This is a genomic window from Streptomyces sp. FXJ1.172, from assembly GCF_001636945.3.
Classification (GTDB): domain Bacteria; phylum Actinomycetota; class Actinomycetes; order Streptomycetales; family Streptomycetaceae; genus Streptomyces.
Genome location: NZ_CP119133.2, coordinates 5,783,467 through 5,809,845 on the forward strand (window position 1 = coordinate 5,783,467; position 26,379 = coordinate 5,809,845).

Here is a 26,379-nt window from a genome sequence, read left to right on the forward strand (position 1 = left end):
GTACGACTAGGCTCGTCGCCATGTCTCGCATCGACGGCCGTACCCCCGAACAGCTCCGCCCGGTCACCATCGAACGCGGATGGAGCAAGCACGCCGAGGGCTCCGTCCTCGTCTCCTTCGGCGACACCAAGGTCTTCTGCACCGCCTCCGTGACCGAGGGCGTCCCGCGCTGGCGCAAGGGCAGCGGCGAGGGCTGGGTCACCGCGGAGTACGCCATGCTGCCCCGCGCCACCAACACCCGCGGCGACCGCGAGTCCGTCAAGGGCAGGATCGGCGGCCGTACCCACGAGATCTCCCGGCTCATCGGCCGCTCCCTGCGCGCCGTCATCGACTACAAGGCGCTCGGCGAGAACACCGTCGTCCTCGACTGCGACGTCCTCCAGGCCGACGGGGGCACGCGCACGGCCGCCATCACCGGTGCCTACGTGGCGCTGGCCGACGCCGTCGCCTGGGCCCAGGGCAAGAAGCTGATCAAGGCCGGCCGGCAGCCGCTGACCGGAACCGTGAGCGCGGTCTCCGTCGGCATCGTCGGCGGCGTCCCGCTCCTCGACCTCTGCTACGAGGAGGACGTGCGCGCCGAGACCGACATGAACGTCGTCTGCACCGGCGACGGCCGCTTCGTCGAGGTCCAGGGCACCGCCGAGGCCGAGCCCTTCGCCCGCGAGGAGCTGAACTCCCTGCTCGACCTCGCCGTCGCCGGCTGCACCGAGCTGGCCGCGATCCAGCGCGCCACCCTGGAAACCGCCCTCGGAAAGTAAAGGGCGGACCAACGCGGCGGAGGGCGCGCGGGCAACCGCGCGCCCTCCGCCGCGTCCTAGGGGTACGGGCGTTCTTACCGGGCCCCGCCGCGTCTTGTACGGGGCCTTACCAGGGGAGGAATCACCACCATGGCCGTCAGCCGACGCCGTCTCACCGCCGTCGCCGCCGTCGTGGCCACCGCCGTGCTCACCGCCGGCCTCACCACCGGGTGCGACAGCGTCGACAAGGCCCTGAACTGCGTGCAGACCGCCGACTCCATCGCCGACAGCGTCACCGCCCTGCAGCAGGCGGTGGAGAGCGCCGCGAACGATCCGACCCGGGCCGACACGTCCCTCGACGCCATCGAGAAGAACCTCGGCAAGATCGGCGACAAGACCGACCACGCCGACGTCAACAAGGCGGTCGACCACCTGAAGCAGGCCGTGGGGAACGTGCGTACGGCCATCAAGAACGGGGACAGGACACCGGACGTGAGCCCGGTGACGGACGCGGCCGGCGAACTCACCAAGGTGTGCACGAAGTAACCGCCGCTCAGCACTCCCGGGCCGCTCAGTACTCCCGGACCGCTCAGTACTCCCGGTCCCGGCGCCGCTCCTCCCGTCGCTGCTCGCGCAGCATCCTGCGCTCCTCCTTCAGCCGCTTCAGCTCGGCCCGCGTGGCCTTGCGCTGCACCGCGACCCCGCCCCAGAACGCGAACCCCCCGATGATCACGCGCGGAGCGCCCGGCTCGGGCGGGCCGTCGTCCCTCGGATGGTCGAAGCCGCCCATGACGCCGATGCCGCGCACGACGACCTCGACGCCCGGCGGCACGGTCACCTGCACCCCGCCCATGATGGCCACACAATTGATCTCGACCTCGTGGTCCGCGAAGTTCGCCTCGCGCAGGTCGATCTCGCCACCGCCCATGAAGGCAAGGCAGTTGAACCGCTTCGGCACCGTCCAGCGGCCCCTGCGCTCGAACCCCGAAAGGACCGCGACCCCGCCCGTCGAGGACCCCTCGCCGCCGACGATCCGTGAGGCCCAACTCCCGCTCTGAGCAGGCGCCTTGGTGAAGGAAACCGGCGCGGGCGGTGCCGGCGCGGCGGCCGTCGGCAGATCACGGGTGAGCGGGGCCAGTTCGCCGTAGGTACGCGCCTTGTAGGCCGCCTCCAGACGCTCCTCGAACTCCGTCATGTCGAGCCGGCCCTCGGCCAGCGCGTCCCGCAGCGCCTCGGCGACCCGCTCGCGGTCGGCGTCGGAGGCACGAAGGTCCGGGACGGGAGCAGGGGCCCGGTGGTCCGGTACCGCGTCGTCGGTCATGCCAGCAGCCTACGAGACGGCCTTGTCCGCGTACATCTTGGCGATGACGGCTTCGATGTCCGGTTCCCGCACCGACAGGTCCACCAGCGGATACTCCGCCGCGAGATGCGCCACGACCGGCGCCGCCGACTGCCCCGCGGGGAACGCCAGGAACTGCCGCGGCCCCTCCACCTTCACCACCCGGGCCGAGGGCACCTCGACCGGCGGCAGCTCCCGCTCCAGGTCCACCACCAGCGTCCGCTCGCTCTCCCCGGCCTCGTGCAGCCCCGCGAGCGGGCCGTCGTACACCAGCCGCCCGTGGTCGATCACCATCACCCGCGAGCACAACTGCTCGATGTCCTGCAGGTCATGGGTGGTCAGCAGGACCGTCGTGCCACGCTCGGCGTTCAAGTCCTTCAGGAAGCCCCGCACCTTGGCCTTCGAGACGACATCCAGGCCGATCGTCGGCTCGTCCAGGTACAGCACCTCGGGATCGTGCAGCAGCGCCGCCGCGATGTCCCCGCGCATCCGCTGGCCCAGCGACAGCTGCCGCACCGGCACATCCAACAGGGCGCCCAGCTCGAGGAGTTCGACACACCGGTCGAGGTTCTCCCGGTAACGGGCCTCGGGGATGCGGTACATGCGGTGCGCCAGCCGGTACGAGTCGATCAGCGGCAGGTCCCACCACAGCGTCGTACGCTGCCCGAACACCACCCCGATCCGGTGCGCGAGGCGCGTGCGCTCCCGCGAGGGATCGATCCCCGCCACCCGCAGCCGCCCGCCGCTCGGCGTCAGGATGCCGGTCAGCATCTTGATCGTCGTCGACTTCCCGGCGCCGTTCGGCCCGATGTAGCCCACCATCTCGCCGCGCGCCACGGTGAACGACAGCGAATCCACCGCCCGCACCTCGCGCCGCTCCCGCTTCATGAACCCGGTCTTCCTGCGCACCTCGAAGACCTTCTCGACGTCCTCGAGCGTGATGAAGTCGCCCACGCTTCAGCTCCCTGTGCTCCGATACGAACGAAGTCCGGCCCGCCACGCCAGCCCCGCCAGCGCACAGCAGCCCGCCGCCACCAGCGGAGGCGTGAACGCCACCCACCCGGGCAGGTCCAGCGGATACGGCCGCCCGAGCACATAGGTGGCGGGCAGCCAGTTCACGAAGGCCAGCGGCAGTACGAACGTCACCCCGCGCACCAGCTCCGTCGCGAACACCGTCGGCGGGTACTGCAGCAGCGTCGTCCCGCCGTACGTGAAGGCGTTCTGCACCTCGGAGGCGTCCTGCGCGACGAACTGGAACGCCGCCCCCGCCACGAACACCGCGCAGAAGATCCCGAAGCCGCTCACCACCGTCACCGGCATCAGCAGCAGCTTCAGCGGCGTCCAGTCGATCTGGACCCGGGTCAGCGACCAGCCCAGCACCAGCGAGCCCTGCAGCACCCGGCCCAGCCGCCTGAGCGCGAACCGGTCGGCCGCCACCTGCGCCAGCACCGGCACCGGCCGCACCAGCAGCGTGTCCAGCGTGCCGTCCCGCACCCGGCGCCCCAGCCGGTCCATCGACCCGATCGCCAGATCGGCCAGCCCGAACGACGCGGCCGACAGCCCGTACAGGAACGCCACCTCGGGCAGCGAGTAGCCGCCGAGCGCGTGCACCCGCGTGAACATCAGCATGATCGCGACGAAGTCGAAGAAGGTCGCCGCGAAGTTCCCGAACGTCGTCATGGCGAAGGACGCGCGGTAGGCCATCGTGGACCGCACCCACATCCCGGCGATCATCAGATAGGCCCGCACGCCGGCGACCAGCCGGCCGTCCTGCGGACCGGTGTTCTCACCCACCCTGGACCACCACCCGCCGCGTCGCCGCCGACTGCATCAGCCGGCCCGCGCCCAGCAGCGCCACCGCCCACGCCCCCTGGAACAGATACGTCCGCACCGGATCCGCGTGCCCCAGCAGCACATCCGCCGGCCCCTGGAGCAGCGACGACCACGGCAGGGCCCGCACGACCTCGCCGAGCGCGCCCGGGAAGACGTTCAGCGGCAGCAGCATCCCGCTGCAGAAGTAGCCGGCCAGCCACATCATCTGCCCCACGCCCGTGCCGTCAAGCAGCCAGAACGCGCTCAGCGCCACCAGGTAGCGCAGCCCGAAGCCGACCACCATCGCCAGCAGCACGGTGACGGCGAAGGCCAGCCAGGTGCCCGCGTCCGTCGGCAGATATGCCGGAAAACACAGCGCACCGAAGACGAAGGGGACCACCCCGCGCCCCAGCAGCTGGAAGAAGGCCCGGCCGAGATCGGCGGCGAGCCACCACAGCTGGAGATCGGCCGGCCGGTACAGGTCGATCGCCACGTCCCCCGTACGGATGCGGTCCATCAACTCGTCCTCGACCCCTCCGCCCCCGATCGCGAGCGTCGACAGGAACGCCTGCCCCAGCCACACATACGTCACGGCCTGCGCCTGGTCATAGCCTCCGAGGTGGGGTTTCGCGTCCCACAGGGCGCGATAGGTGTACACGAGAATGAGTCCGAAGACCGTGTTCGTGAACACCCCTGCCGCAGTGGCCGCCCGATACGTCGCGTACCGTCTGAATCCCCCCGCCGCGACGGCCACGTACAACCGTCCCGCGCCCACGCCAGTCCACCTCCTGGGACCGCTCGACACCGAAGCGCAGGAGCCTAGTGCGGAGGCCCGGCGACCGGCCACGTAATTTCCGTGCCGGAAGCGTGCCGGGATCCGGGAACGGAACGCCGGGTGCGAGAGTCTTCAAGCTGGGGACGCAGAAGGCGTACGAGGCGTACGGGAACGTACGACGCGAAACAGGAGTCCGTGCACGACATGAGCGACGAGCCACAGCCGCAGCAGCCGAACGAAGGCGTGGCGCCGGAAAAGCCGCTGCCGGCTGACGGGCCCGGCACACCGGGCAAGGGCACGAGCGAGGCCGACGGGACAGAGCGGAGGGGCCAGGCGGAACCGGCGGGACGGGCGCAGTCCGAGGGATCCACGCAGCCGCGCGAGGCCGGGCGGACCGAGCGGACCGAGCGGGCCGGGGACGGCCGAACGGGTGAGCCGACGACGCCCCGCGACCGCTCCGCCGAGGACCGCACGGCCTCGATGGCCCGCGCCCGCCAGGCGGCCCGGGGAGGACGGACGGAACAGGAGGAACCGGCCACGGCCGCCTCCGGCCAGCACACCGACCCCGACGCCGGCCCGGCCGGGTCTTCGACGGCCCGCGCCGCCTCCGCGCCCGACGCCGCCTCCGCGCCCGACGCTGCCTCCGCGCCCGACGCCGCCTCCGCCTCCGGTGCCGCCTCCGCCTCCGGTGCCGCCTCCGGCTCGGGTGCTGCTTCCGGCTCCGGTATCGCCGCCGGCTCCGGCTCTGCTTCTGCTTCCGGCCGGGCCGTGCCGTCCGGTGACCGCGGCTCTCGCACCGCATCAGGGGCCGACGCGGCTTCCGCGTCCGATGCCGCCTCCGCGCCGCAGGCCTCCGGTTCCTCCGCCGGAGCCGAGAAGCCCCAGTCGCCCCAGTCGCCCGAGAGCACGCAGGTGCTCCGGCGGATCAGTGCGCCCCGGGGACCCCAGGAGGAGCAGCCGGGCAAGCCGACCGGTGCGGCTCAGGGCCCCGGTGAGACGCGGGCGCCCGAGACCACCCAGGTCCTGCGGCGGGTCAGCGCTCCCCGTACGCCCGAGCCGGGCGAGAGCGCGGCCACCGAGCCGGACGCCGCCGGCCGTACTCCTCGTACCTCCGCCCCGGACACCGCGTCCCGGGACACCCGGACGGTAGCGCGGCGCGCTCGGTGCCGCGGCCGCGGGCGGAGCCGCCGGTGCCGCGAGCGCCGCCGCCGCCAGGCGGGCGCCGCCAGGCCGCGGGCGCGGCGGGCGCAGCCACCCGAGGTCCCGGCACCCGGAACTCCGGCACCACCGGAAACGCCTCCCGCACCGCTCCCACCGCTCCCACCACCGGCACCCCCCGCCAGATCCCCGGCCAGGCCTCCGCCCAGTCCGCCGAGGAGGCCACCGCCCTCCTCGCCGCGACCGGTGCGTCCCCCGGTGGTCCTGGGGATCCCGGCGGCCCGGGCGGTCCCGGCGGCCCCGGCGACGGCGGCAAGGGCAAGGGGAAGGAGAAGCGGCCCAAGCGGACCGGCTGGAAGCGGATCATCCCTACCTGGCGCATGGTGCTCGGCACCTTCTTCGTCGGCGTGCTCCTGCTCATCGGGCTGTTCTTCGTCGGCTACTCGATGGTCAACATCCCGCCGGCCAACGCCCTCGCGATCAAGCAGAGCAACGTCTACCTCTACGCCGACGGCTCCCAGCTCGCCCGCGACGGTGACATCAACCGTGAGAACGTGACCCTCGCCCAGGTCTCCAAGGACGCCCAGCACGCCGTACTGGCCGCCGAGGACCGCGACTTCTACAGCGAGTCCGCCGTCGACCCCAAGGCGATGCTGCGCGCCGCCTGGAACACCGCGACCGGCAAGGGCACGCAGTCCGGCTCGACGATCACCCAGCAGTACGTGAAGAACTACTACCTGGCCCAGGAGCAGACGCTCACCCGCAAGGCCAAGGAGTTCTTCATCGCGATCAAGCTGGACCGGAACAAGTCCAAGGACGAGATCCTCGAGGGCTACCTCAACACCAGCTACTTCGGCCGCAACGCCTACGGCATCCAGGCCGCCGCCCAGGCCTACTACGGCAAGGACGCCGCCGACCTCGACCCGGCCCGCGCCGCCTACCTCGCCGCGCTCGTCAACGCGCCGAGCGAGTACGACGTCGTGGCCCACCCGGAGAACAAGGCCGCCGCCGTCGCGCGCTGGAACTACGTCCTGGACGGCATGGTCAAGAAGGGCTGGCTCAGCCAGTCCCAGCGGGCCGGGATGAAGTTCCCCATGCCGAAGGAGCAGACCGTCTCCACCGGCCTGTCCGGCCAGCGCGGCTACCTGGTGGAGGCGGTCAAGCACTACCTCACCACGAACAACATCGTCGACCCCGACCAGCTCGCGGCCGGCGGCTACCGCATCACCACCACCATCCAGAAGGACAAGCAGGACGCCTTCGTCAAGGCGGTCAACGATCAGCTGGTCGCCAAGCTGGACAAGAAGAACAACAAGGTCGACAGCTACGTCCGGGCCGGCGGCGCCTCCGTCGACCCCAAGACCGGCAACGTCGTCGCGATGTACGGCGGCATCGACTACGTGAAGCAGTACACCAACGGCGCGACCCGCGGTGACTTCCAGGTCGGCTCGACGTTCAAGCCGTTCGTGTTCACCTCCGCGGTGCAGAACGGCTCGACCACCCAGGACGGCCGCCAGATCACGCCGAACACGATGTACGACGGCACCAACGAACGTCCGGTCCAGGGCTGGAGCGGCGGCCCCTACGCCCCGCAGAACGAGGATCAGAAGTCGTACGGCCAGATCACCGTCACCAAGGCGACGGACCTGTCCGTGAACGCCGTCTACGCGCAGATGGCCGTCGACGTCGGCCCCTCCAAGGTCAAGCAGACCGCGATCGGCCTCGGCATCCCCTCCGACACCCCGGACCTCCAGCCGTACCCGTCCATCGCCCTCGGCACCGCCACCGCCAGCGTGCTGGACATGGCGGAGGGGTACGCGACGCTCGCCAACCACGGTCAGCACGGCCAGTACTCGCTGGTCAAGAAGCTCACCAAGGACGGCACCGACGAGATCAAACTGCCCGGGCAGTCGGCCAAGCAGGCGGTCAGCCGGGAGGCCGCCGACACGACCACGGCCATGCTGCAGAGCGTGGTCGACAACGGCACCGCCACAGCCGCGCAGGGCGCGGGCCGCCCGGCGGCCGGCAAGACCGGTACCGCCGAGAGCGACACCGCCGCCTGGTTCGCGGGCTACACCCCCGACCTGGCCACGGTGGTCGCCGTCATGGGCCAGGACCCGGTGACCGCCCAGCACAGGTCGCTGTACGGCGCTCTCGGCCAGCCCCGTATGAACGGTGGCGGACCGCCCACCCAGATCTGGGCGCAGTACACGCACGACGCGCTCCAGGGCACCCCGCCCTCCGACTTCGACCTCCACCTGGCGTCGGGCGCCGACCAGCCGCAGCAGCCCAGCTCCGGCTCCTCGGCCCAGCCGGGCACCATCGGGGACCAGAGCACCGGCGGCACCCCGACCGGCACCCCGACGAGCGGCGGCACGACCGCCAGCCCGACCAACGGCGGCACCATCACCGGCACCCCGACCAACGGCGGTACGACGACGAACGGCGGCACCACCACCGGCGGCGCCACGACGACCGGCGGCGGAACCGGAACGACGGGCGGCGGCACCACGGGCGGGGGCACGACGACCGGCGGCGGAACCGGAACGACGGGCGGCGGTACGACCGGCACGGACACGACGACCACCGGCGGCGGCAGCCCCACCGGCGGCGGCACGACCGGCGGCGGTACGACCGGCACGGCCGCCGGCGCCGGAGGCGGTCCCGGCACCTGACGTCGGCCGTCCCACGTCTCAGTGACCGCTGGTCGCCTTCAGCCCCACGACGGCGACCAGCAGCAGACAGACGAAGAAGATCCGGGCGGCGGTGACCGGCTCACCCAGCAGCACCATGCCGAGCACCGCCGCACCGGCCGCGCCGATGCCCACCCACACGCCGTAGGCGGTACCGATGGGCAGGGACTTCGCGGCGTACGACAGCAGCATCATGCTCGCGACGATGCCGGCACCGGTGAGCACACTGGGCACGAGCCGGGTGAAGCCGTCGGTGTACTTCATCCCGATCGACCAGCCCACTTCCAGCAGACCGGCGACGACAAGCAGAACCCAGGCCATGAGGAGCACCTCCGAGACGTCATGCGGACGGGGTGCGTCGTCTTTGCCTTGACCCGGTACGGCGCGTCTCGTCGGGCTCTGCTCTCGAACATAGCAAAGGCAGCGCAAAGGGGGCCGGTGACGATGGTCACCGGCCCCCTTTGCGCTGCCGAACTACAGGTGCCGGGTCACAGGTACAGCCCGGTGGAGTCCTCCGACCCCTCGAACCGGTCCGCGGCCACCGCGTGCAGATCACGCTCGCGCATGAGCACGTACGCCACGCCCCGCACCTCGACCTCGGCCCGGTCCTCCGGGTCGTACAGGACCCGGTCACCCGGCTCCACGGTCCGCACGTTCTGCCCGACCGCGACGACGTCGGCCCAGGCCAGCCGCCGGCCCACCGCCGCGGTGGCCGGAATCAGAATGCCGCCTCCCGACCGCCGCTCACCTTCACCGGCGTCCTGCTTGACCAGAACCCGGTCGTGCAGCATCCGGATGGGCAGCTTGTCGTGATGAGGGGTGCTCTGCTCGTTTCTGTTGACGCTCACACCTTGAACCTACCTGCCTTCGCCCCGCACGTCCGCGCCCGGGTCAGGCCTTGCGCCGCTTGCGGCCCATGGCGAACAGCCCGACGACACCGACGGCGAGCAGCGCGACCGGCACGACCCGCTCGAGCCGAGGCGAGCCCTCGTCGTCGACGAACTGCGCCCGAACCTCACTCACCATCCGGTTGACCTGCACGTAGGCCCGCCCGACGGTGTGATCGAGATTGGCGACGACCTTGGCCTTCGCGTCCCCGATGATCGTCTGCGGATGGACCCGCACCCCGATCTCGTCGAGCGTCTCGGCCAGCACTTCACGGCGGCGCTTGATGTCCGCCTCGATCTGCGCCGGGGTTCTGGTGTCCGACGTGTCCGCCACCGTACGGCCTCCGAAGTCTGCTGATGCTGTTCCGGACAGTCTGTCAGCTCTGTGGCGCACCGCACCGCAAGGCCCCCCGGTTACGCTGGCCCGATGAGCGAGCGACTCCAGCCGGGGGACGTGGCCCCCGCCTTCACCCTCCCCGACGCCGACGGCACCGAGGTGTCCCTTTCCGCCTACAAGGGCCGCAAGGTCATCGTCTACTTCTACCCGGCTGCCCTGACTCCCGGCTGCACCAAGCAGGCCTGCGACTTCACGGACAACCTGGAGGTCCTGGCCGGCGCGGGCTACGACGTCATCGGCATCAGTCCCGACGCCCCGGAGAAGCTGGCGAAGTTCCGCGAGAAGGAGTCCCTGAAGGTCACCCTCCTCGCCGACCCCGACAAGAAGGTCCTGGACGCCTACGGCGCCTTCGGCGAGAAGAAGAACTACGGCAAGACGTACATGGGCGTCATCCGCTCCACGATCGTCGTGGACGAGGAAGGCAAGGTCGAACGCGCCCTCTACAACGTCCGTGCCACCGGCCACGTCGCCAAGATCATCAAGGATCTGGCCATCTGACCACCGGGCACCGCTGCCCGGCCGCTAGCATGGCCGGGCAGCATCACGCGGCCGTGGTGGAATTGGCAGTCACGCTGGGTTTAGGTCCCAGTGGGGTAACTCCCGTGAGGGTTCGAGTCCCTCCGGCCGCACCAGAGTTCAGCCCAGCAGCTCCCGCACCACCGGCACCAGCGCCCGGAACGCCTTCCCCCGGTGGCTGATCGCGTTCTTCTCCTCGGGGCTCAGCTCGGCGCACGTCCGCGTCTCGCCCTCGGGCTGGAGGATCGGGTCGTAGCCGAAGCCGTTCGTGCCCGCCGGGGCGTGCCTGAGGGAGCCCCGGAGCCGGCCTTCGACGACCCTCTCCGTGCCGTCCGGCAGGGCCAGGGCGGCCGCGCAGGCGAAGTGGGCGCCCCGGTGTTCGTCCGCGATGTCGGAGAGCTGGGCGAGGAGGAGAGCGAGGTTGGCCTCGTCGTCGCCGTGGCGGCCGGCCCAGCGGGCGGAGAAGATGCCGGGGGCGCCGTTCAGGACGTCGACGCAGAGACCGGAGTCGTCGGCGACGGCCGGGAGGCCCGTGGCCTGGGCGAGCGCGTGCGCCTTGAGGAGGGCGTTCTCGGCGAAGGTGACGCCGGTCTCCTTGACGTCCGGGATCTGCGGGAAGGCGTCCGCGCCGACGAGTTCGTGGGGGAGCCCGGCGTCGGCCAGGATGGCCCTCAGCTCATTGATCTTTCCGGCGTTACGGGTGGCGAGGATCAGGCGGGTCATGCCCGCCAGTATTCCTCCCGGCTCCTACAGCTGGGCCTGGCCCCCGCCCTCGAGTGTCCGCAGGTCGAACACCTCGGCCATCTTCGCGAAGCCGCGGTCGCTCGGGTGCAGATGGTCGCCGGAGTCGTAGTCGGGGCGCAGGTGGCGGGGGTCGTAGGGGTCGCGCAGGGCCTTGTCGAAGTCGACGACCGCGTCGTACACCGTGCCGGTGCGGATCTCGGCGTTGACCTGCCGGCGGACCGCCTCCCGGGCCGGCGTGTAGTCGCTGTGGCCCCGGAAGGGCGTCAGGGTGGCGCCGACGACCTTCAGGCCGCGTGCGTGCGCCTGGGCGACCAGGGTGCGCAGGCCGGTGACGATGCGGGCCGGGTCGGCGAGCCGGGGGTCGCGCAGGATGTCGTTGACGCCGAGGTCGATGACGACGACCTTGACGTTGGTGCGCGAGAGCGCGTCGCGGGCGAAGCGGCCGAGGCCGCTCTCGTTCTCGGCGGGGCGGCCGAGGCCGTCGGTGAGGACCTGGTTGCCGCTGATGCCCTCGTTCACGACGCTGTAGCGCGGCAGTTGGCCGCCGCTCTCGAGCGCGGTGCGCAGCCGGGCGGCGAGGAGGTCGGGCCAGCGGTGGTTGGCGCCGGTGGTGGAGGTGACGCCGTCGGTGATGGAGTCGCCGAACGCGACGACGGTGCCGTCGGCCTCGTTGCTGAGCACGTCCAGGGCCGTCAAGTACCGCCAGTACGGCGTCTGTTCGGTGTACGGGGTGCCGGTGGGGTCCTCGGTGACGTCACCGGCGGCGACGTAGGAGGTCTGCCGGGCGTGCTGGTGGTAGGTGACTGGGCCCGAGGGGGTGGGGGAGTAGGTGGTGACCAGGACGTCGCTGTCGTGCGGGACGGCGAGGCGTACGGCGTCGCTGGTGATCTGTCCGCCCGGGGGGATGACCACGGTGGTGGAGCCGTTGAAGGTGAGCCGGCGCATCGAGCCCGGGGCGGCCGCCGCGGCGCCGTCCCCGGTGGACAGCGCGATCGAGGCGTGCGTGATGGTCAGCGGCGACTGGCCGTAGAGGTTGGACAGCGTGATCCGGGCGCTCGTGCCGCCGGTGCCCGCGTGCACGACGTTGCGCACCGAGTGGCCCGCGAGGCCGATGGTCTCGGTGCCGGGCTCGCCGCCCACCGGGGCGGTGGCCCAGGAACCCACCCAGGTGCCCGTGGAGGCGGGGGCGGCGGAGGAGTCGTGGCGGGGGCGGCTGTCGGCGAGGGTGCCGCGGGGGGTGCCTTCGTCGGCCGCCACGGTGACGTAGATGACGGCGGATATGGCGACGACCAGCGCGATGAGCGCGGTCATGACGGCATAACCACGACGCTTGGTCATGCTGGAGCTGTTCTCCTCCGGATGGGGAGCCCGGGGCTCCGATCTTGGTGAGCCCATGATGCGTCATGGGCCCGGGAGAGCTGTCAGGGCCCTGCCCGTAACACCCCTGTGGACGGACGCCGGGAACTCTTGTTCCGTTCCGGGAGTAGCTCAGGAAGGGACAATTGTGTGCGGTATTACCGCACGGGCGGACCGGAACGGGTGGAGCTGATGGAAGCGACCGAGGCGGAGACGGAGCGGGACACGGGGCAGGGACGGGGTACGTCGTACCGCACGATGACGGCCTTCACCCCGGCGGACGAGGAGCGCCGGCGCGGGGTGCGGCGGATGAAGCTCACGGCGACCGGCCTGCTGCTGTTCGTGGCGCTGGTCTACGTCCTCGCCAGGCTCGCCACGCACGAGGGCGCCGGGCCCTGGGCCGGTTACGTCGCCGCGGCGGCGGAGGCCGGCATGGTGGGTGCGCTGGCGGACTGGTTCGCGGTCACCGCGCTCTTCCGGCACCCCCTGGGCCTGCCCATCCCGCACACCGCGATCATCCCCACCAAGAAGGATCAGCTGGGTGTCTCGCTCGGCGAGTTCGTCGGCGAGAACTTCCTCTCCGAGGACGTCGTACGGCAGCGGCTGCGCGCCGTCGGCATCAGCAGCAGATTCGGGGCGTGGCTGGCCGAGCCGGAGCACGCCGACCGGGTCACGGCGGAGCTGGCGACGGCGCTGCGCGGCGCGCTGACCGTGTTGCGGGACTCGGACGTGCAGGCGGTCGTCGGGGAGGCGATCACGCGGCGGGCGAACGCCCAGGAGATCGCGCCCGGCCTCGGCAAGATGCTGGAGAAGATCGTCGGCGACGGCGGGCACCGGCGGGTGGTGGACCTGGTGGTGGCCCGCGCGCACGACTGGCTGGTGCTGCACCGGGACGACGTGATGGTGGCCGTGGAGGGCGGTGCCCCCGGCTGGACCCCGAGGTTCGTGGACCGCAAGGTCGGCGAGCGGGTCTACAAGGAACTGCTGCGGTTCGTCACCGAGATGCGGGACATGCCCGCCCATCCGGCGCGCGGCGCGCTGGACCGGTTCCTCACCGACTTCGCCTCCGACCTGCAGTCCGACACGGAGACCCGGGCGCGGGTGGAGCGGCTCAAGGGTGAGGTGCTGGGCCGGGGCGAGGTGCAGGATCTGATCGCGTCCGTCTGGACGGCCGTACGGGCCATGATCGTCGCGGCGGCCGAGGACGAGCGCAGCGAGCTGCGGCTGCGGGTGCGGGCCGCGCTGCTGTCGCTGGGCACGCGGATGGCGACCGAGCCGAAGGTGCAGGAGAAGGTCGACAGCTGGGTCCAGGGCGCGGCGGTGCACGTCGTGACGACGTACCGCAAGGAGATCACCTCGCTGATCACCGACACCGTGGCGGGCTGGGACGCCGAGCACACCACCCGCAAGATCGAGGCCCACATCGGCCGCGATCTGCAGTTCATCCGGATCAACGGCACGGTGGTGGGGTCACTGGCGGGACTGCTCATCTACGTAGTGACGCGGACGCTGGGCGCCTGAGACCGCGGGGCACCGGACCCCCGTCGTCCTGCAGTCCCCCTCCGGCCGGAGGACGTCCTTTCGGCTGGGGGACGTCCTTCGGCGAGGAGCGAGCGGAGTCCATGGCCGCGGCGCGGACGCCGTCACCGCAGGCCGGCCCGGTCAGGCGCCGGTGCTGGATCCGGGCCGCACGATCATCAGGACGGTCACGGCGGCCCAGAGCAGGTTGAAGACGCCGGTGACCATGGCGAGCCGTGCGGTGCCCGCCCCCCGGCCCTCGACGAACGCGCTCTGTCCCGGCAGCACCAGGGCACCGAGGACGACGGCGGCGAGGGCGGTCAGCACGATCGACGTGACCAGCCAGCCACTGCCGAGCACACCCATCCGGCTCGCGGTGGCGAACCCGAAGACGGGGACGACGACACCGACGACGGCGTAGATCCGGCAGATCCGGTGCAGCAGGTTCAGCGTCCCGAGGGCGCCGTCGTCCCCGGGCGCGGCGAGGACCCGGCGCGCGACGGGCGGGAACATGCTGGCGGCGACGGTCACGGGTCCGACGGCGACGATGGCGGCGAGGACGTGGACGGCGAGGAGGAACTTGGTCACGGCGTGACGGTAGGCGGTGGGGGGATCTTGGAGGAGGGGCGAGAGCGCCAGCAATCGACGGATTCCCGCCACGAGGGGCCCGCCAGGGTGATTCTGACCACCCTGCCCGTCGCCAGGGACCATACGGCAGTAGTGAGGGCGGTGAGACGGGTGGTTGCCGTTGGCGGAATTCCGTTGAAGACCTAGGATTCCGCCATGCACACCGTGGCCGTACTCGCGCTGGACGGAGTCATCCCGTTCGACCTCTCCGCCCCCATCGACACCTTCGGCTGGGCCCGGCTGCCCGACGGCCGGGAGCCGTACCGGGTGCGGGTGTGCTCGGTGCGGGAGGAGGTGAGCGCGGGCGCCTTCACGGTGCGGGCGCCGTACGGCCTGGACGCGCTGGCGGAGGCGGACACGATCGTCCTGCCCGGAGTGGCGGACCCCGCGGAGGAGCTGCCGCCGGGGGTGGCCGAGGCGCTGCGCTCGGCCGCCTCGCAGGGCTCCCGGATCGCCTCGGTCTGCGTGGGCGCGTTCCTGTTCGCGGCGACGGGCCTGCTGGACGGTCTGCGCGCGACGACGCACTGGTACGCGGCGGCCCGGCTGGCGGAGCTGCACCCGAGGGTGACGGTCGACCCCAATGTCCTCTACGTGGACAACGGCCAGTTCCTGACCTCGGCGGGCGCGGCGGCGGCGCTGGACATGTGCCTGCACATGATCCGCAAGGACTTCGGGTCGGCCGTCGCCGCGCACGCGGCCCGGATGTCCGTGATGCCGCTGGAACGGGAGGGCGGACAGGCCCAGTTCATCGTCCACGACCTGCCCCCGGCGCCGGCGGGCGCGACCTTGGAGCCGTTGCTGACCTGGCTGGAGGACCAGTGCGACCGTGACATGACGGTGGACGAGATCGCGGCGAAGGCGGGCATGAGCACCCGTACGCTCAACCGCCGCTTCCGGGAACAGACCGGTACGACACCCCTGCAGTGGCTGCACCGGGCCCGGGTGCGGCGGGCGCAGTACCTGCTCGAGACGACGCAGTACCCGGTCGAACGCATCGCCACGCAGACCGGTTTCGGCTCCCCGACGGCCTTCCGGGAGCGCTTCCGGAGGGTGGTGGGGACGAGTCCGCAGGCGTACCGGAGGGCGTTTCGGCAGGGCAACGCCTTTTCGGCAGGGTGACGAAAAGGCGCTTCGAGATCGACCGGGATGCGGGCTCGTCAGATCTTCGCAGGGAGCCTTCCTCCTCGGCGGCCCGGTGCCGGTGACGGCACTGTCGACGTCGTGGGAGGTGCTGAGGCCGCGGAGCGGCACGGGGTGCGCTGCGGGCGGCGCCGGGGAGACAGGTCCCCAGCGCCTGCTCCGAGGGGCTGGCGGCGGCCCCGATCAGCCGCGACGGTCGGCGACGGCCCAGGAGGCGAGGGCGACGGCGCCGGCGACACCGAAGACGGACGGCCAGGCGCCGACCTTCTTGGCCAGCGGGTGGGACCCGGCGAACGCGGCGACGTAGGCGGCACTCAGCGCACCCGCGGCCTTCCCGCCGGCCTGCTTGCGCCACTGCTGAGCGGCAGCGACCCCGGCAACGGCCAGCACGGCCCCACCTAGCTGCCGCTTCTTCGTCCACCGGGCAACGCCATACCCACCGACGAGCCCACCCGCGGCAACGACCGCACTGGGAACCTTGGCCATGACTGCCTCCTCATCCACCTCATTGACCTTTTGTCTGGTCCTGAGGCTAACGAGGGGCGGCGGGGGGCCTTGCACAGGGCCCTGCCCCGACATCTCCAGCCCACGGCATCCTGCCTCGGAGCTGGGGAGCGCACCTTGATCGTGAAGGTGATCGAAGCATTGCAGTGCTCCTTCGCCGACGACCCGTCGGACGCCCTCAGCATGCCAACTACCGGTATTCCCGGGCCTGTACGGAGGACATCAAACCCGCGATGTGCGAGCACGGTGTGACTGCGGACATCGGAGGGCTGGCATCAACCACCATTTGAAGCACCGTACTCACGGCTCTTGCTCCGGCCAGTCCTGACTGGAAGCGGAGCGAACTTGGTGTAAAGGGCAGTCCACTGCTGTAATCTCCGGCCTATATGTCGTGACCTGCGTTTCCGGCATGCTCCAGGAGAAGCGCAGTGGTGGGGGTCCAGTGACATCGGCAGTACCGCGCAGTCCCTTGAGCGCTGCATTCGTCCACAGCTCAAGAGGCCCTGCTCCGCTGCCTCCCTGGGCTTCCTGGTTCGTGCAATTCGGCAGTTGGCTAGGGACGCTCGCGGACCGCGGCGATCCTGTCGGCGTAGCTCTCTCCGTGCCAGTCCTGCGGATGGCATCCGTGCTGATCTCCTGCGGGGCTGCCCACGCACTGTTCAGGCCTCAGCTGAATCCCGATCCGAGTGCTGGCGCAGAGCAGTTCAGCCGTGCACACGGCCTGCCGGCGCAACAGGCCGTACGGCTCGTACCAGTAGACGGGGGCACGTTGCAGACGGGCATCCTCATTGCAGTTCGTGACGATGCCCGTGGTCCCCGATATCAGGTCGGCGCCAGTTCATTCCCAGCGGATCGCTACCGCCTTGACGTCCTGCGCTGGCCGGACACCAGCGACGACTGGGCAGGACGGCCCACAGTTGCGCAGCCGCTGGGCTGTCTGCCAGGGCTCGCAGAACTGCTTCCTGGGTCACCCACTGACTATTGCGGATTCAGTTCGGTGTACGCCGTACTGGTGGGACACCGAACCCGGCTTGATGAGGATGCGTCGCTCCAGGTAGCCGGTGGCCTGGACCAAGCTCCAGTCGCCCTGCAGCACATCCTTCGCATCCGGGATGCCGAAAGACTGGCGCAGCCATATCGAAGTCTGCACGTGCCGGTGTACGACGAACCCGGTGACTGGGCGAGACACCTGTCGGTCCTGCGCCGATCGGTATGCGTGCTCGACGGGGCGGTCGCGGTCGCGCGCTGGGCTGCTGAACCACTGTGTCCTGTGACCGTATCCGTGGTGGAGCGCACCGCGCCAAGTGCGGAGGCAGCCGTGGATGCGCTGGTGGAGCAAAGGGCTCGCAGCGCTGTGGACATACCGCTGCCGCAGACACTGACACGTGTCCCTCCAGGCATTGAAGTACTTGCGTGGCGATACGAGGGAGGCGGGCGCTGATGTTTGCGGATGTGCAGGCGATTTACCGCTGTGCGGAGGTATCGGAGGCGTGGGACCAGCCGGTCGAGCATGCGCTGACCGAACGATTTGTGCGCGCCGCCACTCGTTTCCTGCGGTCACTTGGCGAGAGCGCCGATCTGGCGCGCTGGTCTCCTCATGCCCTGGCGGTTAGGCGTTGCCGACGCAGGGTCACGCACGTGCCCCTACCGGGCAACGCACCCGAACTCGAGCTGCTTCCTGCTGCCGACCAGCTCCGTGAGGCTGCCGGTTCCCTCGATGCTCACGAGGCGGAACGCCGAGACTTGATCCTGGAATGCGCTGCCACCTTGTCCATGCTGCACAGGCACGGAGAAGATCCACTAGGAGACTGTGTCCGTGACTTCCTCAGCGTCGGCACCCCGGGTGGGCGGCTGCTGGCCTTGTCGAGCCGTGAGTTCAGCAACCCAGTAGCCGCGTCGATGAGGCGATCGGGGGTAACCGTGCTTGTTGACGCCTATTCTGCGCTCCAGGGTGAACCTGTCATCGAGTCCGCTGTGGCTGTCGGGCCCCCTGAGTGGATTCCTCCGTCTGTGCTCGATGCGCCGCGTGCGGAGAATCTCTCCCTCGTGTACCTCCGCTGCTTTCGTACGAGGGCCGACGACACGCCTTTGCTCAAGTCGGCGTTCGGGAACGCGGTCAGCGGCCGGGCCGTCGCACACCCCATCACCGCGTCCCCGGTGTTCGTTGTTGGTGAGCCGCCTCCCCAGACCGCGCAGAGCAATGCCGAGTATGCAGCAGAACAGCCAATAGAGGACGACTTCACTCTGAGCCGAGAGGAGGCTGCCCCCGGCGAGGAGCTGTTCGATGCGATCCGGCATGCGCGCCTCCATGACGGTGCATCCAGTGAGCACGTCACTCTGGTGCCCGCGCGGATGGCGCTGCTCGCAGACTCGTCGTACACGCTGGTTCCAGCTCCCGGCAGCGGGAACATGCTCACGGTGCGTTTGGACCCTGCTGGTGGCCAACGGGTGGTGCAGGCTCTCAACGGGATGTTGGAAGAGGGGGACTTCCTGGTGCTGCGGCGGTCCTCGCACGACTTGTATCTCAAAGACCGTGCAGATGCGCTGCTGGGATCTGATGCCCTGCGGCTTCGGGCCCTGCAGAAGGAGTGGAAGCACCAATTGTGGCGGAGTGTGTCGGCTCATCCGAAGGGTTCTGCCGGCGTGGCCGATGACCTGCGCCGTCTGGGCGCAGAGACGGCGAACGTTAGCTACTGGACCAGCGAACATTGCATCAGGACCCGCAGCTTGGCCACGTTCCGTATCGTCCGGGGCTACCTCGGCCATGGAGCCGAGGCGGACTGGCTCTGGCGGGAACTGGGCCGAATCGACTCGGCACATCGGCAGGCCGGTCGTCACTTTGCCGCGGACCTGGACCGTGCACTCTGCACCGTGGACCTGAGGGCCGTAGCTGAGCACGGATTTAGCCGGACGGCGCTTTCAGTGCAGGGCGAACGTGCTGAGCTTGTCCGTGTCGATCAGATTCTTCCCGAGCCGCTGCTGGTGCCGAGCCACATGTTGTGCAGCCGCCGCACCTTTGAGGAGAGCTAATGGCACGGATGATTCCGCCGTCTTTCAATCTTGACGACACTCCGTCTCCGGGTGAGCGGGAATTCTTTGAGCGACTGCGGGACGATCCTGGCACGGAAGGATGGATCGCCCTGCACTCCCTAGGCATCGCTGAGCATCCGCGGCAGATCCGGGGGGAGGCTGACTTCGTAGTCATCGTGCCTGGCGAGGGCATTGTCTTCCTGGAACTGAAGGCACACAGGACGGCTAGCCGCTTGCCGGACGGACGGTGGCGGCTTGGCTCGCAACCGCCTACAGAACGCAGTCCGTTCAAGCAGGCCGAAGAGGCCATGTACGGATTGGCCAAGTATGTCAATCAGGTCGCCCGTGACATTCCCATGGTGCCGGCCGTCGGATTCACCCATGCAGCTTTCACTCCGCCCCGCTCCCCTGAGTGGCATAGTTGGCAGTTCTTCGACAGTACGGCATTTCATCGCCAGCCTGTCTCTGCTCTGATTCTGCGGATCTTGCGCAACTGGCGTCGTCACTTGGCCTCCACCAACAGTGCCAAAGGCTGGTTCCAAACGGATGTAAAGAAGCCAACCGTAAACCAATCTGAGCAGATCCTCCAGAAGCTACGTCCTTCCTTCGATTTTGCCGAGCCTCCACGTATCCGGCGATACCGGCGTGAGACAGAGGCTATCCGTTTTACAGAGGAACAGTTCCAGCTCCTTGACGCCATCTTCGGCAACCCGCGTTGCTTGGCAACTGGACCCGCGGGGACGGGAAAGACCTTCATCGCTCTTGAGGCCGCCCGGCGTATGGCCGCTGCGGGAAAGAACGTACTTTTCTGCTGTTACAACCGACTGCTTGGTGACTGGCTGGAGAGCGAGACCGCAGGCGATAGAAGGATTACGGCAGGTACCCTGCACGGTCAGCTGAGACACCTTGCAGGCCATCAGAAGCATCCCGTTCCCGAACGATCGGCTGCGCGCCGTTCGTACTTCGAAGAAGAGCTGCCTGAAGCAGCTCTGGCCGTCCTGTTGGACGATGAACTGACGCCCCAGCCTCCATACGATGTCCTTGTCCTGGACGAGGCCCAGGACCTGATGACCGATCACTATCTCGATGTGTTCGACGCATCACTGCGCGGTGGCCTGAGCGCCGGGACGTGGTTTATTACAGGCGACTTCACCAATCAGGCAATTTTCGGTACTCCAGGCGGAGGACTGGAACTGCTCCGAAACCGCGCTCCGTTCCTCACTTCACTCACGCTGGGGAAGAACTGTCGAAACGTGCCTGCTGTTGCGCAGTACGTGGAAACCAGCTCCAGACTGGATCCCGGATACGCCGGCTACCTGCGGCCAGAGAACGGCCGTGAGCGCGTACAGGCCTTCTGGCGAGATGATGGTGATCAATTGGCCTTGCTCGAACAGCATCTCACTCGACTGCTCAACGATGGATTCGATGCTGATGAGATAATTGTTCTCTCGCCGCTGTCCAGCCAAAGTGCGGCTCAGAAGCTCTCCCGTTCACAGAGGTGGAGCCATCGCCTCGGACCGGTCGGCAAGACAGCGCCGCGGCAGATTCCTTACGCGAGTGTAGGGGCATACAAGGGACTGGACGCCGCAGCCGTGGTTGTCACGGACTTCGACGGTGTCACCGGTCCACGTGAGGAATCTCTTTTCTATATTGCCACCTCCCGGGCTCGGGACGATCTCACCGTGCTGGCCTCCAGAGAAGCCCGCGAAGACCTCCGCCGCCTCGTACTCGGAGAATGAGCATGAATAATTCCACAACAGGACGTGAAGTCATCGTCGAGGCGCTGCGCCGTGAGCTACTTGGACCAGCTCCAGATGGCAAGCCATTGACTCTGCCTTTCGCTGACAAGGAATCGTCGTACGGACCGTGGACTGACCCGGAAAGCGGAGAGGAGATCCTTGAGCGGAACCCGCTCGTGAGATACGGAGTGGGTGTCCTGTACCCGGCCCCCACCAACAGCGGTCAACAGCAACCGGATGAGCAGACTGAACTCCCCGGCTTGTTTGAACCTGAGGTGCCGGACGGTTCGGAACTAGCGCCGAATCTTGTGCTCCCAACTGCGACTGGCCCGGCCGACGACGCCGACTTCGACCTGTCCGGTGCCAACGAACGCAAGCCGACAGCGGTCGGTCTGTCCTTCATGCTGGAGCGCAGCAACACGGGTGGCCTTGAGATCTTGCTTGAGGGCGGCCGATACCGCGTGCTTCGAGTTGACGTGCCAGCGTCGAGCCCGCGAACCTGGTGGGTACGCAATAAGCTCGCTGCGCGGTGGCGACTGAGTCCGCAGCAGCTGGCCAAGGTTCCTGACGTGCTGCGTGATCTGACCCCGGAAGTCGACCACAGTATTGGTCTTGAAGGCATCGACGTACGCCTCACAGTGCATCTGGACCAGCATCCAAAAGGTGTCCTGGTTACGGCGGCAATCGTCAATAAGTCGCAACTTGGCGGGCAGGCGCTCGCTTCGAAATGCGTATTCCAAACGAGTTTCACGGCCACGCCGCAGGACTGTCGTCTGCTGCCGTATCCCGGGGCTCAGGACACTAGCGATCACTCCGATGATGCCTCCTTCAGACTTCTCTACCGCAAGGCACAAACCTACGCTGTGGGCCACGGGTGTGCCGCGACATGGGAGGACTCCTTCGACGGGTCTCAACCGGCGTGGGTGGCGGCTGACCCTTTGCCTGAATTTGATGTACCCCGGATCACGCCAGACATCGTGGGTAAGGACGGTGCTGAACTCACCGTCTCCATGGAGGACTTGGCCTCTGGAAACGAAGCAGGGCTGGCGCAACTGCACGAGCTTCTGGCCGCGTATAAGGCGTGGATCGATAGACGCAAGGCTGAGGCTGAGTCTCTAGAAGGCGAGTTCAGAAATACTGCCGGTCGGCACCTCAAGGAGTGCGTGAAAGCATTGGGCCGTATGCAGGAGGGACTAGCCTTGGTCGAAGGCGGTGATGACACGCTGATCGCTAAGGCATTCCGTATTGCGAACCAGGCAATGTTTAAACAACAGGCCCGCTCGGGCCGGGAGCGCCGCAAGACCACCATGGCCGAAGACGGCCGCTTCCGTGTAGAGGCATTGCCCACTCTGCCGAGGGAAGACGAGCGACCTCGCCGAGGGCACTGGCGTGCGTTCCAGATCGCATTCCTCCTTGCGTCCATCCCCTCTACCGCGGACCCAGGTCACCGCCACCGCAACAGCGTGGACCTGATCTTTTTCCCGACAGGTGGCGGGAAGACGGAGGCCTATCTAGGTCTTTCGGCCTTTTCCATGGCGCTCCGGCGCCTACGCGATCCAGGCGACGTGAGTGTCACCGTACTGATGCGCTACACGCTTAGGTTGCTGACGACTCAGCAGTTCTTGCGGGCAGCGGCCCTCATCTGTGCTCTCGAGACGATCCGAGACAGCCGAGATGATTTGGGTGAGGATCCTTTCTCCATCGGCATCTGGGTGGGCGGCGACTCCACACCGAACAGCCGAAGTGATGCCGTTTCTTACCTCAACAATATGGAACGGGGAGGTGAGAACCCTTTCCTGCTGTTGCGGTGCCCTTGGTGTGCTGCCCAAATGGGCCCGGTGGAGTCAACCGGTGGTCGCAACCTGCAGGGGGCCCGGCGGCGTCGAGGTGGGCGAAGCACGAGACAGACCGCCGTTGCCGGGTATGTTAGGCAGGGCAACCGAGTCGTCTTTCAATGCCCAGACCTTGGATGCGACTTCTCTAAGTCCGATCGGCGCCTCCCCATTCATGTGGTCGACGACGACGTGTACGCGGCCCGCCCTTCAATGGTAATTGGCACGATTGACAAATTTGCCCTGCTGGCCTGGCGTCCCGAAGCGCGAGCGCTGTTCGGTATCGATGATGACGGACAACGTGCGTATTCCCCACCGGATCTGGTGATCCAGGACGAGCTGCACCTCATCGCAGGTCCGCTTGGGTCGATCGCAGGCCTTTACGAAGGTGTCGTCGAGGAGCTGTGCACCGACTACAGCGGCACTGACCCTGTGCTTCCGAAGATCATTGCCTCGACAGCAACGATCCGCAGATACGAAGAGCAGGTCAAGTCGCTCTACGGCCGTGACTCCGTGCACCTTTTCCCGCCACACGGACTCGAAGCCTCCGACTCGTTCTTTGCTGTGTATGCCCGCGACCGCGAGACCAAGAGGTTGCTGCCTGGCCGTAAGTACATAGGGGTGCATGCGCCTGCGCTCGGCTCGATGCAGACGGCACAGGTGCGTTCATTCTCCGCGCTGCTGCAAGCCGCACAGGATGCCCAGGAGGACGAGAGGGATCCCTGGTGGACCTTGATGGCCTTCTTCAACAGCCTTCGGGAACTAGGAAACTCGCTTTCCTTGCTTCAGTCTGACATCCCTGACTACCTCATCACGATCAATCGCCGTTCTGTACAAGCCCGTACGGACCGGCGCCGGTTGCGGATCGTCGAGGAGATGACCAGCCGACTGCGCCAGGACCAGGTACCCGAGGCCATGGAGAAGCTCGCCCGCACGGAGGGAACAGCCGGGGCGGTGGATGTCTGCCTGGCCTCCAGCTTGATCGAGGTCGGCATAGATATCGATCGCCTGTCTCTGATGACTGTGGTCGGTCAGCCCAAGTCAACTTCCCAGTACATTCAGGTCACTGGCCGGGTAGGCCGTCGTGCCGACCGGCCAGGCCTGATTGTCACGCTTTACGGTGCAGCCAAACCTCGCGATCGCTCGCACTTCGAGCACTTCCGCAGCTACCACCAGCGCTTGTACGCCCAAGTTGAGCCGACTAGCGCCACTCCCTTTGCTCCGCCTGTGCTGGATCGTGCTCTGCATGCAGCATTGGTGGCCTACATCCGGCAGACGATCCCGCGTGTCCTGGATGCCCCTTTCCCTTTTCCGGAAGATCTCTTCGAGCAGGCTGTGAGGCTTTTGCGTGCTCGCGCCGTGGTGTGCGACATGGAAGAGGTCAAGCGAATCGATGAGCTGATCGAGAAGCGGCGCAGGGAGTGGACCCATTGGCAGCCATCTGAATGGGGCAAGCCAGGTGGTGAGGTGGGCACCAACCAGCTCATGCACCCAGTCGGGAAGCACGTTGAGGGCCGGGTGCGGACCTCAAGTTGGGCCACCCCGACATCAATGCGCGGCGCTGACGCTGACTGCCGCGCTGAAGTGACGAGGCTGTACGCCGAGAGAGGAGCCCAGCAGTGATCATCCGCGGCGCTGTGCGACGTTCGCAGTTCGTCATGCCCTTTGGCCCAGGAGCAATGCAGGTTCTGGCCGACGGCACCTCGGTGATCACAGCTGGTCTCGATCACTGGTTCACGCCTACGGACCGCCCATTCGACGCAGATGAGTTCCGCATCGACGAGTGGCGGCTTGAGCAGCAGCTCGGTGTACGCGCTCTGCGTATGCCGCCTGACTACAGACGTCCGACGGCCTACAACAGTGGTGAAGAGAACCTAGGCCTCGTCGTTCCAGTGCTTCGGTTCCCTCGGTGGAGTTTCTGCCCGGCCTGCCGGCGCCTCTCCCAGTACGGCCTTAACCAGCAGGAACGTCCACGCTGTGGAAACTGCGTCACCCCGGAGCGCAAGAATGGACCCTTTCTGTCCCAGGTCCCTTTTATCGCTTTGTGCGAGTATGGGCACGTTCAGGACTTCCCCTGGCAGGAATGGGTGCACCGCAGTGCGTCGCCAATGTGCAAACGCATGGTTCTGGAACTTCGCTCCTCTGGCGGTGGCACCCTGGCCTCGCAAATGGTCCACTGCATCGGATGCGACCTGAGGCGTCCCCTGGAGGGCATTACGTCTCCCGCACATAGTGCAGACGGCGCCGAGTCCAGCTACCTCACCGAGGAGCTGGAGTCTGGTGCCGCGTACACGTGCAGAGGCGCCACTCCTTGGCTGGGGCGTTCTGAGGCGGATGGTGTGCCATGCCACAAGCCGCTGCGCGCTGCTCTGCGCGGCGCCTCAAATGTTTATTACCCTCTGGTGATCAGCTCGATCTTCATCCCAGAACAGACAGTTGGCGGCGCGGACGCCGACCCTGCCGCGATGAAGGCGCTGGATGAGCTGGCGCTGCAGCGGGTCCGCCGTGAGCTGCACGACTACGAGGACGGTGATGACGAGCGTGCAGTCCTGCAAGCGAAGGCAGTACGTAGGTTGGCTGGCCGTGCGAAGTGTGGCTACCTGATTGAGGGTTTCAGTGATGATGTGCTGCAGAAGGCTCTGGACGCAGTAGAAGGGATTACGAACACGCAGCCGCAGGCGCAGGGTGCCCAGCCTGTGTCGCCAGCAGCCACGACCATAGAGCTTCGTCGGCGCGAGCATCAGTTGATGCGAGAGTCTGTTGACTCCCAGCAGCTAGTCGTACGGAGCGCCGCTGGAAGATATGATGCGCAGATCTCCGGTTATTTTCCGCGTATTCGCCTGGTTGAGAAGCTTCAGGAAACCCGAGCGCTCTGGGGCTTCAATCGGGTGTATGCCGAGCATGACATGAAGTTCGCATCCCGTATGGCGCTACTGCGCCGAGAGCCTGTGGAGCACGTCGACACCTGGCTGCCGGCGTACACCGTTCTCGGTGAAGGTATCTATCTCGAACTTGATCCTGCCCGGCTGGCCGAGTGGGAACCGACTGCCTCGACTCGGCTGCAGTACCTGGCGCGAGCATTCCAAAGCGCTGCCGAGCAACGCCATCTGGGAGAGCGTGACATTTCGTCCCGCTTCGTCCTGATTCACACTCTTGCGCATTTGCTCATCAACCAGCTGACCTATGAATGCGGCTACAGCTCCGCCTCGCTGCGGGAGCGCCTCTATGTCAGTTCCGACCCCGACGGCATGGCTGGACTATTGATCTACACCGCCGCCGGCGACTCTGAAGGCACTCTCGGTGGCTTGGTGCGGATGGGACAGCCGGGCCGCTTCGAACAGGCGCTCCGCAGCGCTCTCTCCGCAGCCCGGTGGTGCTCGTCCGACCCTGTCTGTATCGACAGCCGAGGTCAGGGCCCTGATTCCTGCAACCTTGCGGCCTGCCACAGCTGCGCACTGCTGCCAGAGACCGCATGCGAGGAGTTCAATCGGTTCCTGGACAGGGGTGCGGTAGTCGGCACACTTGATCAGCCCGGTCTTGGCTACTTCCACGGACTCCTGCAGTAGCTAAACGGA

General features: G+C 67.9%; 21 protein-coding genes, 1 tRNA gene and 1 riboswitch. Of the genes, 11 read left to right on the forward strand and 11 right to left on the reverse strand.

Features of this window, described 5'->3' with window-relative positions:
- Positions 1-20 precede the first annotated feature (20 nt).
- Positions 21-758 (forward strand): ribonuclease PH, encoded by a 738-nt coding sequence (gene rph / locus A6P39_RS25875; protein WP_067048254.1) that lies wholly within the window; start codon positions 21-23, stop codon positions 756-758.
- A gap of 129 nt (positions 759-887) precedes the next feature.
- Positions 888-1,283, forward strand: a complete 396-nt coding sequence (locus A6P39_RS25880) for a hypothetical protein (protein ID WP_067048258.1) — start codon at positions 888-890, stop codon at positions 1,281-1,283.
- A gap of 43 nt (positions 1,284-1,326) precedes the next feature.
- Here A6P39_RS25880 and A6P39_RS25885 read toward each other — a convergent pair whose 3' ends face one another.
- Genes A6P39_RS25885 through A6P39_RS25900 form a run of 4 tightly spaced genes read right to left on the reverse strand, consistent with a single transcriptional unit; the run spans position 1,327 to position 4,663 of the window.
- Positions 1,327-2,058, reverse strand: a complete 732-nt coding sequence (locus tag A6P39_RS25885) for a DUF1707 SHOCT-like domain-containing protein (protein ID WP_067048261.1) — start codon at positions 2,056-2,058, stop codon at positions 1,327-1,329.
- 9 nt (positions 2,059-2,067) lie between these two features.
- Positions 2,068-3,030 carry an ABC transporter ATP-binding protein gene (locus A6P39_RS25890; protein ID WP_067048271.1) on the reverse strand — a complete coding sequence of 321 codons (963 nt, stop codon included), beginning with the start codon at positions 3,028-3,030 and terminating at the stop codon, positions 2,068-2,070.
- 3 nt (positions 3,031-3,033) lie between these two features.
- Positions 3,034-3,810 (reverse strand): ABC transporter permease, encoded by a 777-nt coding sequence (locus tag A6P39_RS25895; RefSeq protein WP_234378986.1) that lies wholly within the window; start codon positions 3,808-3,810, stop codon positions 3,034-3,036.
- Positions 3,811-3,862: 52 nt separating this feature from the next.
- A complete protein-coding gene (locus A6P39_RS25900; protein ID WP_067048277.1) occupies positions 3,863-4,663 on the reverse strand; it encodes an ABC transporter permease in 801 nt (266 codons plus the stop codon).
- Positions 4,664-5,853: 1,190 nt separating this feature from the next.
- Here A6P39_RS25900 and A6P39_RS25905 point away from each other — a divergent pair.
- Entirely contained in the window at positions 5,854-8,496 is a 2,643-nt protein-coding gene (locus A6P39_RS25905) for a transglycosylase domain-containing protein (protein ID WP_275883905.1), read from the forward strand.
- Positions 8,497-8,514: 18 nt separating this feature from the next.
- On the opposite strand, the gene sugE is transcribed toward A6P39_RS25905, so the two are convergent.
- The 3 genes from sugE to A6P39_RS25920 all read right to left on the reverse strand — a co-directional run bounded on the left by sugE (position 8,515) and on the right by A6P39_RS25920 (position 9,735).
- Positions 8,515-8,835 carry a quaternary ammonium compound efflux SMR transporter SugE gene (sugE, locus tag A6P39_RS25910; protein WP_067048479.1) on the reverse strand — a complete coding sequence of 107 codons (321 nt, stop codon included), beginning with the start codon at positions 8,833-8,835 and terminating at the stop codon, positions 8,515-8,517.
- Between the two features lie 31 nt (positions 8,836-8,866).
- Positions 8,867-8,935, reverse strand: a riboswitch (guanidine-III (ykkC-III) riboswitch).
- Between the two features lie 67 nt (positions 8,936-9,002).
- Entirely contained in the window at positions 9,003-9,305 is a 303-nt protein-coding gene (locus A6P39_RS25915) for a GroES family chaperonin (RefSeq protein ID WP_107304396.1), read from the reverse strand.
- Positions 9,306-9,405: 100 nt separating this feature from the next.
- Positions 9,406-9,735, reverse strand: coding sequence for a DUF3618 domain-containing protein (locus tag A6P39_RS25920; RefSeq protein WP_067048282.1), 330 nt, complete (start codon positions 9,733-9,735; stop codon positions 9,406-9,408).
- A 93-nt stretch (positions 9,736-9,828) separates the two neighbouring features.
- On the opposite strand from A6P39_RS25920, the gene bcp reads away from it, so the two are divergent.
- Both bcp and A6P39_RS25930 read left to right on the forward strand, forming a co-directional pair.
- A complete protein-coding gene (gene bcp / locus A6P39_RS25925; protein WP_067048284.1) occupies positions 9,829-10,296 on the forward strand; it encodes a thioredoxin-dependent thiol peroxidase in 468 nt (155 codons plus the stop codon).
- A gap of 47 nt (positions 10,297-10,343) precedes the next feature.
- Positions 10,344-10,430: transfer RNA gene (locus A6P39_RS25930), tRNA-Leu, on the forward strand.
- A 4-nt stretch (positions 10,431-10,434) separates the two neighbouring features.
- On the opposite strand, the gene rdgB is transcribed toward A6P39_RS25930, so the two are convergent.
- Together rdgB and A6P39_RS25940 are read right to left on the reverse strand one after the other, a co-directional pair.
- The gene (gene rdgB, locus A6P39_RS25935) at positions 10,435-11,037 is read right to left on the reverse strand and encodes an RdgB/HAM1 family non-canonical purine NTP pyrophosphatase (RefSeq protein WP_067048286.1); all 603 of its coding nucleotides are present in this window, start codon (positions 11,035-11,037) and stop codon (positions 10,435-10,437) included.
- A 24-nt stretch (positions 11,038-11,061) separates the two neighbouring features.
- Positions 11,062-12,396, reverse strand: coding sequence for an SGNH/GDSL hydrolase family protein (locus A6P39_RS25940; RefSeq protein ID WP_067048288.1), 1,335 nt, complete (start codon positions 12,394-12,396; stop codon positions 11,062-11,064).
- A gap of 210 nt (positions 12,397-12,606) precedes the next feature.
- Here A6P39_RS25940 and A6P39_RS25945 point away from each other — a divergent pair, with 210 nt between their 5' ends.
- Positions 12,607-13,935 carry a DUF445 domain-containing protein gene (locus tag A6P39_RS25945; protein ID WP_275883906.1) on the forward strand — a complete coding sequence of 443 codons (1,329 nt, stop codon included), beginning with the start codon at positions 12,607-12,609 and terminating at the stop codon, positions 13,933-13,935.
- Positions 13,936-14,076: 141 nt separating this feature from the next.
- Here A6P39_RS25945 and A6P39_RS25950 read toward each other — a convergent pair whose 3' ends face one another.
- The gene (locus tag A6P39_RS25950) at positions 14,077-14,520 is read right to left on the reverse strand and encodes a hypothetical protein (RefSeq protein ID WP_067048485.1); all 444 of its coding nucleotides are present in this window, start codon (positions 14,518-14,520) and stop codon (positions 14,077-14,079) included.
- Between the two features lie 195 nt (positions 14,521-14,715).
- On the opposite strand from A6P39_RS25950, the gene A6P39_RS25955 reads away from it, so the two are divergent.
- Positions 14,716-15,678, forward strand: a complete 963-nt coding sequence (locus A6P39_RS25955) for a GlxA family transcriptional regulator (protein ID WP_079133506.1) — start codon at positions 14,716-14,718, stop codon at positions 15,676-15,678.
- A 204-nt stretch (positions 15,679-15,882) separates the two neighbouring features.
- On the opposite strand, the gene A6P39_RS25960 is transcribed toward A6P39_RS25955, so the two are convergent.
- Positions 15,883-16,185, reverse strand: coding sequence for a hypothetical protein (locus tag A6P39_RS25960; RefSeq protein WP_067048292.1), 303 nt, complete (start codon positions 16,183-16,185; stop codon positions 15,883-15,885).
- Between the two features lie 1,458 nt (positions 16,186-17,643).
- Between A6P39_RS25960 and A6P39_RS25965 the strand changes: the two genes are divergently transcribed.
- The 4 genes from A6P39_RS25965 to drmB are packed head-to-tail and all read left to right on the forward strand — an operon-like array spanning position 17,644 to position 26,370.
- Positions 17,644-19,233: a hypothetical protein gene (locus tag A6P39_RS25965; RefSeq protein WP_159396105.1), complete on the forward strand. Its 1,590-nt coding sequence runs from the start codon at positions 17,644-17,646 to the stop codon at positions 19,231-19,233.
- Positions 19,233-20,972 (forward strand): nuclease-related domain-containing DEAD/DEAH box helicase, encoded by a 1,740-nt coding sequence (locus tag A6P39_RS25970; protein WP_079133507.1) that lies wholly within the window; start codon positions 19,233-19,235, stop codon positions 20,970-20,972. Before A6P39_RS25965 ends, A6P39_RS25970 begins: the two co-directional genes overlap by 1 nt.
- Positions 20,973-20,974: 2 nt before the next feature.
- Complete coding sequence (locus A6P39_RS25975) at positions 20,975-24,427, forward strand: helicase-related protein (protein WP_067048298.1); 3,453 nt, start codon at positions 20,975-20,977, stop codon at positions 24,425-24,427.
- Positions 24,424-26,370 (forward strand): DUF1998 domain-containing protein, encoded by a 1,947-nt coding sequence (drmB, locus tag A6P39_RS25980; protein ID WP_234378981.1) that lies wholly within the window; start codon positions 24,424-24,426, stop codon positions 26,368-26,370. The genes A6P39_RS25975 and drmB overlap by 4 nt, the downstream gene beginning before the upstream one ends.
- Positions 26,371-26,379 lie beyond the last annotated feature (9 nt).